Origin of the sequence: Blautia sp. HCP3S3_G3, from assembly GCF_052063365.1 — a bacterium.
Lineage (GTDB): Bacteria > Bacillota > Clostridia > Lachnospirales > Lachnospiraceae > Blautia_A.
This window is the reverse complement of sequence record NZ_JBQHXR010000044.1, coordinates 1-8,120: the sequence shown is the minus strand read 5'-3', so window position 1 is coordinate 8,120 and position 8,120 is coordinate 1. Positions and strand designations below refer to the sequence as shown.

At 33.7% G+C, this 8,120-nt stretch carries 6 protein-coding genes; all 6 read left to right on the top strand.

Annotation, left to right across the window (positions count from 1 at the left end; all coding sequences use genetic code 11):
• Window positions 1-185: 185 nt before the first annotated feature.
• Entirely contained in the window at window positions 186-1,514 is a 1,329-nt protein-coding gene (locus ACTNEW_RS15935; RefSeq protein WP_441062749.1) for a hypothetical protein, read from the top strand.
• 292 nt (window positions 1,515-1,806) lie between these two features.
• Entirely contained in the window at window positions 1,807-2,064 is a 258-nt protein-coding gene (locus ACTNEW_RS15930; RefSeq protein ID WP_441062748.1) for a hypothetical protein, read from the top strand.
• Between the two features lie 101 nt (window positions 2,065-2,165).
• Window positions 2,166-3,398, top strand: a complete 1,233-nt coding sequence (gene clpX, locus ACTNEW_RS15925) for an ATP-dependent Clp protease ATP-binding subunit ClpX (RefSeq protein ID WP_441062746.1) — start codon at window positions 2,166-2,168, stop codon at window positions 3,396-3,398.
• Between the two features lie 14 nt (window positions 3,399-3,412).
• Window positions 3,413-4,117 (top strand): hypothetical protein, encoded by a 705-nt coding sequence (locus tag ACTNEW_RS15920; RefSeq protein WP_441062745.1) that lies wholly within the window; start codon window positions 3,413-3,415, stop codon window positions 4,115-4,117.
• Between the two features lie 15 nt (window positions 4,118-4,132).
• Entirely contained in the window at window positions 4,133-4,375 is a 243-nt protein-coding gene (locus tag ACTNEW_RS15915; RefSeq protein WP_441062744.1) for a hypothetical protein, read from the top strand.
• Window positions 4,376-4,599: 224 nt separating this feature from the next.
• A complete protein-coding gene (locus ACTNEW_RS15910; RefSeq protein ID WP_441062742.1) occupies window positions 4,600-7,854 on the top strand; it encodes a hypothetical protein in 3,255 nt (1,084 codons plus the stop codon).
• Window positions 7,855-8,120 lie beyond the last annotated feature (266 nt).

Genomic DNA, 8,120 nt, shown 5'->3' with positions numbered 1-8,120 from the left:
CAAATGATTATGAAGAACTGTATCGTAGAATCTAGAAAGACGAATTGCTGATGGCAAGTTAAGATGAGGAAAACCTCATTTTAACTTGTACTAAATCTTGACATAGGACCACAAGAGTTGATTGTAATTCATATCAGAAATTAACCCAAATTATTCTGAAAGGCGATGATATTCCAGAATATGATGTGTATATTTGTGATGAAGCGCATTTCTTCTTAGCGGATGCAGAATTTAATTTATATACAGATGTTGTTTATGAATATATTTTCAATCGAGTTCATTCAACTGTTATTTATATGACGGCAACTTATAAGAATATTTTCGGACGTATTGAAAAAGATATCAAGAAGAATAACGAGTCTAATCCATTAAAATATTATCTTCCAACAGATTATAATTACGTTGAAAAAGTGCTATGGTTTAAGGGTCAAAAAGGAAGTGTAAAAGGAATTGTGGATAAGATTTTAAGAGAATCTCCGGACGAAAAAATAATGTATTTTTGTAATAGTTTAACAAAAATGCAGAAATTCTACTTGGATTATTCACCTGATAAAGGAATGGGTGAAGATGATAAATTTATTCAAGATTCCCCACTAAGGTTTATGAAATTTATGTGCTCAAATTATGATGAAGATGAAGAAGATGGTGATAAAAAAGAAAAATCTAAAGAAAAAAAGAAATCTAAGACCAGGAAAGATAAGAACCAATTTATAAGAAAACATTGCTCAGATGATGCAATTTATTATGACAATAAAACAGGCGGTTATACATTTGATGGAAGGGTTTTAGTGACAACTAAAGTACTTGATAATGGTGTGGATTTTAAAGATAAAAAGATTAGGCATATCATCTGTGATGTATTTGATATTGAAAGTGCCATTCAATGTTTGGGACGTAAAAGAATATTAGATGAAAATGACACTTGTGTATTTTACATAAGAGATTATCAGTATTATGAAGTGAATCTATTCTTGGATACTATTGCGAAAAATTTGAAATCGCCACGATTGTTTTTAGAAGACAGAAGTAAATGGATAAGTGAATATGGGAAAGATAGATCATATAAAGATTATACAATTTATTTCGATTTTGACATGAAAAATGATTGGACAATCAACACACTTAGATATGATAAATTGTTACACGATGAAAAATTAGTGACTGATATGAAAAACAAAGTTACCTCATATAAAGAAGAAATATTAAACTATTTAGGTGATACAGTTGATGGAAAAAACGTAGATATGGAAGATATTATTGCAGAGAAACAGATGGATTCGATAGAAATATATCTCAAGAAACATATTGGTATCAGGATGTCAAAACAACAACAGCAAGAATTTGTAAAACTATGTAATCTTAGAGACAGATTTAATCGGTTGCAGAAGTCTATAGGTAGTATCATGCAATATCTATCTGATATGAAATATCCATATGAGATTAGAAGTGAGCGTTTTAAAGAGAATGGAAAGCAGATCAGACATTGGATTATAAGTTGTAAGAAACCACCTTGATTATGAGGGGTACAAAATGTGCAAAACCTTACTATAAGTAAGGAATTGCATAAAAAGTACCCCAGATAAAAATACTTTTTTTTATTATTATTAGTTGAATCTTCTTTCTTTTCTTTGACCGAACATTTTAATATTATCTGTCAAGTCTTACTACGCATCTTGCTTCGCCTAAAGGCTTGCAATCTGCTAGTGCGACTAAAGACATCTAATATGAAAATGCTGTCGCCAAAGAAAAAGAAAGAAGCAAAGAAAAGAAAGCGACATATGAATAGATTGTAAAGGAGAAGGCCTAATGGGATATATAAAGCCGATACCAGTAAAACCAGAAGATATTAAAGTAGGAAACAAATATTATACCTGTAGTTATTCTGGCACAATTACTGTTACAGTTATTGAAATTTTTGATAAAGAAAATAAGGTTCTTGTAAAGGTGAAAAATGATAAATGCAAGCCTTTTATAAGAAATATGAATTATATTTTTGATAATTCTCGGATGGCTAAATGTGCAGGACGTAGTTGGGAAAGCAGTCGGAAGAGAAAGAAAAAGTAAATAGTAAAAATATAATGGTCTGTCAGTACGACAAGTAAAGAGAATAACAAGGATATTCCTTATCTCTGCCATTACCTATGATAGAAGGAGAACAAAATAATATGGCAAATAATAATAAGCAATCAGAAATATGCTACATGTGTGGTAGACCAAAATCACAAGTACATCAGCTTTTAAAGGGGAAGTATGGATACATCTGTGATAATTGTGTCAATGATGCTCATGAGATTTTACAAAAAGAAGAGGAAAAAATCATCTCTCAGAATATGCAGTTAGCAACTCCAAGACAGATTAAGGATCATCTGGATCAGTTTGTCATTGGTCAGGACAATGCAAAAATGGCTCTGTCCGTTGCGGTCTATAATCATTATAAGCGTATCAGCCAGAGAAAGAAATCTGATATAGAAATTCAGAAATCAAATATCCTGATGATTGGTTCTACTGGAAGTGGTAAGACATATCTTGCTCAGAGCCTGGCAAAATATTTGGGTGTTCCCTTTGTAATCGCAGATGCTACTACACTGACAGAAGCTGGTTATGTAGGAGAAGATGTAGAATCTATTCTTCTGAAATTATTACAGGTTGCTAATTTCGATGTGGAGAAAGCAGAAAAAGGTATCATCTATATTGACGAGATAGATAAGCTTGCACGAAGAGGTGAGAACACATCCATTACCCGTGATGTATCTGGCGAAGGTGTACAGCAAGTATTGTTAAAAATATTAGAGGGTACTGTATCAAGTGTTCCTCTCTCTGGTGGACGTAGGCACCCACAAGCGCAATGTATAGATATTGATACAAGCAATATTCTTTTTATTTGTGGCGGCGCATTCGAAGGATTGGAGAAGATTATGAACAGGAAATCAGACAGTAAGCCTATTGGGTTTGGGGCTGATGTCCAGATAAAGAATGAGATTGATACAGTTGATTTATCAGATGTACAGCAACATGATTTAATGAAATTCGGATTATTACCAGAACTTCTGGGACGTTTACCTATTATTACTACATTGCAACCATTAGCTGAAGAAGATCTGATTAGGATTCTCAAAGAACCAAAGAATGCGTTGACAAAGCAGTACAAGGAATTGCTGGCTATGGATAAAGTCAAATTGGAGTTTGAAGAATCGGCTCTGAAAAGGATTGCAGAGCTTGCAATTGAGAAAAATATTGGAGCACGAGGTCTGAGAAGTATCATTGAAAAAGCAATGCAGCAAGTAATGTTTGACATCCCTGATATTGTAGGAGCGAGAAAAGTTGTTGTTACTCATGGAGTGATTGATGGGACAGAGGAACCGATTGTATACGGAGCTAGAAATAAGAAAATTGCGTAAAGGATGGTGAGCAGATGGGGAATAAATTTACAGTAGTAAAATGTAATACAGATTCTGGTGAGAAAAATAATGAAATCCAAAAGCTCATTAAAATCAATAATGCTTGGCAGAGACAATATACTAATGCAGTAAGGGAAGCATATGATAGCACAAATAATAGTCTCTATGATATACCGCAAGATAAACTGATGAAAGTTGGTTTTGCAGGAATAAAACTTATCTGTTCTCTTCAAGACTCAGATAGAATGTGTAAAAAGTTAGGGGATAAATCTACAGAGTCATTGGAAGAATGTCAAAAGAAATTCGAATTTATTGATGTTGTATTTTCTGTCCTGGGATGCTTAACAGTAAAAAATTTTGTGACAATATTTCCAGTCACAAAAGAGTATGATGGTGAGAAATGGCAAAGTAAAGATTATTTCTTTACCATGGATGTTTTGTCTGAGATGGATTGGGATAAACCGATTGGCAGAGATAAAATGTCAGATCTGTTATGGGATTATCAGAATAACGATTTAAGAAGTGCTTATGTAGAATATATGTGTGTGACAAGTGCTTTGTATCGTGCGCAAACAGGCAAAGGCATAGCGGAGCAATGGGTTGAGGATATGGGACTGCCTACATATGATGTGGATGAGGATAGTGGATTTATCATGGATAATCAAACGGGGAAAGTCTCTAAATTGGAAAAGAGTAGTCATATACAGATAGTAAAGTAATATGGGAGGACATTATTGGGTAACGATACAGAAATTCAATATTTAAAAGTAGAAAATAAAATATATTACATTACAGATTTATCGCTTTATAGTATGCAGATCACGGCAGTAGAGGTTAATACCCCTGCTGCTGATTTGCCAGAACATCAAATATTTGACTATATGTTCTTTTCAAGTTATCACATCAAACTGATTAATAACAATGGTCAGGCAGAGATTATTGATATTGAGGATTGGAAGAGCAAAAATTGCGGATAATTTGCAAATAAAATCCATGTTTTATGTGGTGTGAAAATGCGTCTATGTATTAGGGTTAAAACGCAGTTATAGCCCCTATTTTGAGACTTTGTATGACAGGATAGATAAATTATAACCTGAGTATTTAAAGTTGGAATATGGGGCGAATAACGTGGATATTTGTAGGTTGTATAGGATGTGATTGTTATAAGAAATGTTGGGAGGAATGGGTTATAGGAGCATTAATGAAATTGGATTTTGGAAGATGTCAGGTATATAAACTTAATATTTCAACCTGCCTGACAGAAAGAGAACAGGACTATTATAATTTAGCTTGTGATGGTATTAGCAAAAAGAAATTAAAAGAACGATTAGAAGGTAATGATTTTTACACTCCACAGATGATAGCCGACATATTTCATATTACGGAAGTGCAGGCATCTATACTGTTGATGGGGCAGTTGCATAAAGATTTTTTTAGGGAATATTTGGAAGAAGAAATCAAGAGATTTCCAGACGATAAAGTGAGAGAGATTCGAAAATCAGCACTGTATTTCACCGATGATAAAGGTGCGATTACTGATATCAAGAGGACGGATAACAGAATAGTATGGTTCGAAAATGAATGTGTACGCCGATGCAATGCTGATTTATCAGATGCTCCTTTACTGGATCAGTTCTTAATCTTAAAATGTGGAAGTAAATCATTGACAGGTGTTCTTGAACAGATCATAAAAAACGGTGTAAACATGGACGGAAAACATTACGTCTTTTATACGTCCAGTACGGGGCAGATGAAAGATACAGAGATTACACTTTTTGAAGAAAATTACTGGAATAAAAATCAATCATCTCTTATGTGTGGTCTGACAGAGGAACGAATCAATGAAAAGGGCGGTATTAATATGGGTAAGTTCTTTTCTGCGAAAGCATTAAGTATTTCCAATAGTAAAGAAATAGATACAGATATAAGCATAGATGATGTGATTATTGTTTCAGATTTCCAGACTGTAGTAAAAGGTATGGTAAATTTTCTTGATATAAATACAATGGACATACAGCCTACAGAAAAAGAAATTGACATTGCACATATGGATGGAGCCGGATTTTTTCTTCCAGGAGTGTTACCTTGTAGTTGTCAGATTAGAGGTGGATTTCTCAAAGGTGCTGTGTTCCCGTTTGATTTTCATAGATTTATCAAAGTATTTAATGATAAGCTGTCTGATATACATATGAAAGATGCATGGGACAATCCAGTAAGTGTAGATGAATTTTTGAACGCTAAAATGATTCTGACAGACAGCCAGTTAAAGATGCGAAAATACTATGATAGCATGGAAGAATACAGAAGATGTTTCAAAGAATCAGGTTTATCTATTACAATTAATAATTGTGCCCATACATCAAAGGATGAAGTCAGAGTTGCATACCAGCCATTCCAGACCATCCCCAGAGAGAACTTAACAGATGATGCTATTGAGAAAGTAACACAAAAAACAATTGATTATATTAATAAAGCAAAGACTGATCCTAAGGTGGCACTCAAATTAATGGGAATTGAACTGGAAGCTGATGAGATAGAGATAGAGTCCGAATCTGGAGAAAACATCCAAAAAACAGTATTTCAAAATGTATTATCACCTTTTCACGCTGCAATCCTCAAATATCCTGATATGTTAAATGACATTCATGTGCAAAAGACTATGAAAAGTGCTTTTTTATCGGCGCGAAAACAAGCACAAGGATGCAAACTGATTTTAGACGGTACATGGAGTTACATATGTCCTGATTTGTTTGCTTTCTGTGAGTGGCTGTTTCTGGGAGAGGATGTACCCAAAGGGTTACTCCCAGAAGGATATATTTTCAGTCATTACTACGATGATAAGCCTGAGATTAATGAAACCTGTTGCCTCCGATATCCGCATTTGTCAGATTGTGAACATGCTATAAGAAAAGTATTGCGCTCAGATGGTTGCAATGAATGGTTTAGTGGTAATGATACAGTGGTAAGCTCGCATGACTTAATTTCAAAGGCGATTATGGCTGATTGGGATGGAGACCATATTTGCAATGTCCATGATAAATCCTTCTTGGATTTACTCAACAGGAACCAATATCCGTTATACTATGATATGACCAAAGCGGAGCCTGCGCCTATATCGCATAAAGCAATTATGACCTGTTTGACAAGTAGCTTTTTTGACAATGAAAATATTGGATATGTTTCCAATAGTGTTACTAAGATTTTTAATTCTGAAAATGAGCCAGATATAAAGATGGTTAGAGTGCTATGTGCTTTCAATAATTTTGTCATTGATTACTTTAAAACTCAGAAAGCAATGAACTTAAAGCAGTATACAAAGGAATATGGTAAATACAAAGATGAAAGATGCCCATGGTTCTTCCGGTATGCTAAAGACAAAAAGAAAAAAGCTTGTCAGGATTATAACGAAAAAAGTAATTGTGACAGGATAAGTAAATATGTTGGTAGCCATACAAGCAAAGGTATTTCAAAAGTTGATTATTCCACTGAAGAAAAATTTATTTCCGAGATGTTAATGGATACAAAGATAAAAGTTAAACGGCAGTCATCCGAGTATAAAAATCTTCGTACTCTTATCATGGAGCTAAAAAGTGAGTTGAAAAATCTGTACAAAAAAGTTAAGGATGATATGGATACTGAAGAAGCAGTCCAGCAAATTTTTAATATCTATTGTATGGCAAAAATTAAAGAAATTATCTCAGATAGAAAGACAGCTGCTAATTATCTGGTTGATATAGAGTATCATACAGGAGAAAATAAGAGTGATAAAAAAGATATCCTTTGGAATTGTTTTGGAGATATTTTATATCAGAATTTATGTGAAAATGTCAAAGATGATGTTGATATTCCGATAAAAAGAGATGTATATATCTCTTCGGAAGAAAAAGAGAAAGCTGTAATTGAAAGCCGTGAAAAAGTAAAGAAAGAACAGGAAGAATTAAGGTTAATACCGATCACAAAAGATGTGTATGATTATCTGATGGATGTTCGTACCATTGGAAGCAGAAGTAATGATAAATATATCATGTTCCTGCTATATGTTTTTTTAGAAAGATTTAAAAAGAAACATGATAATTATGATGCAGAATATATTCGGATTTATCACGGCACAAAGAATAAGCTTACATGTGCTACTTTTGACCGGATGATTGACTCTGATTGCACGAAAAAAGGCTTGAATTGGCTTCAAAAAAAGGACTATATCAAGATTGAAAAAGGAACAACATATGATAAGATTTATCTAAAAAATGTTCCAGGTGGAGAGGACAGTAAGGTCTTATTTACTGTTGAATCCAGTAATCCATTGTATGATCTTTGGGAGCATAACAAAGACAGAAAAATAAAAAAATGCAAGATGTGTGGCAAAAAATTTCTGGCTACAGGAAATGCAAAAACTTGTGGCAACGAAAGATGTTCTATAAGACTATTAGAAACGACCAAAAATAAAAAGAAATAATTGTGCAATAGTTACAAATTATATAGATTCGATTATTTTGAGAGAGTCATTTTTCCGCGAAAAATAAGGGTAAAATGGCTCTCTTTTTAAAAGTGAAGATATAGTATAGGGAGAGAATAGTCAAATATTTTAGCGAATATAGCAATAATAATTTGTGTATATACCGTTCAGTGAGTGCACACTGCACGGACATTTTGAGCAGGACTTCCGCTAGTTCAGTGCATCCTTTCCGCCCTGTTGAACATCCCGGAAATATACTCCTATAA

What these genes read in the sequence shown, in the direction of transcription:
- ACTNEW_RS15910 (WP_441062742.1), top strand. Translation starts at nt 4,600, where the DNA reads ATGAAATTGGATTTTGGAAGATGTCAGGTATATAAACTTAATATTTCA.
- clpX (WP_441062746.1), top strand. Translation starts at nt 2,166, where the DNA reads ATGGCAAATAATAATAAGCAATCAGAAATATGCTACATGTGTGGTAGA.
- ACTNEW_RS15930 (WP_441062748.1), top strand. Translation starts at nt 1,807, where the DNA reads ATGGGATATATAAAGCCGATACCAGTAAAACCAGAAGATATTAAAGTA.
- ACTNEW_RS15920 (WP_441062745.1), top strand. Translation starts at nt 3,413, where the DNA reads ATGGGGAATAAATTTACAGTAGTAAAATGTAATACAGATTCTGGTGAG.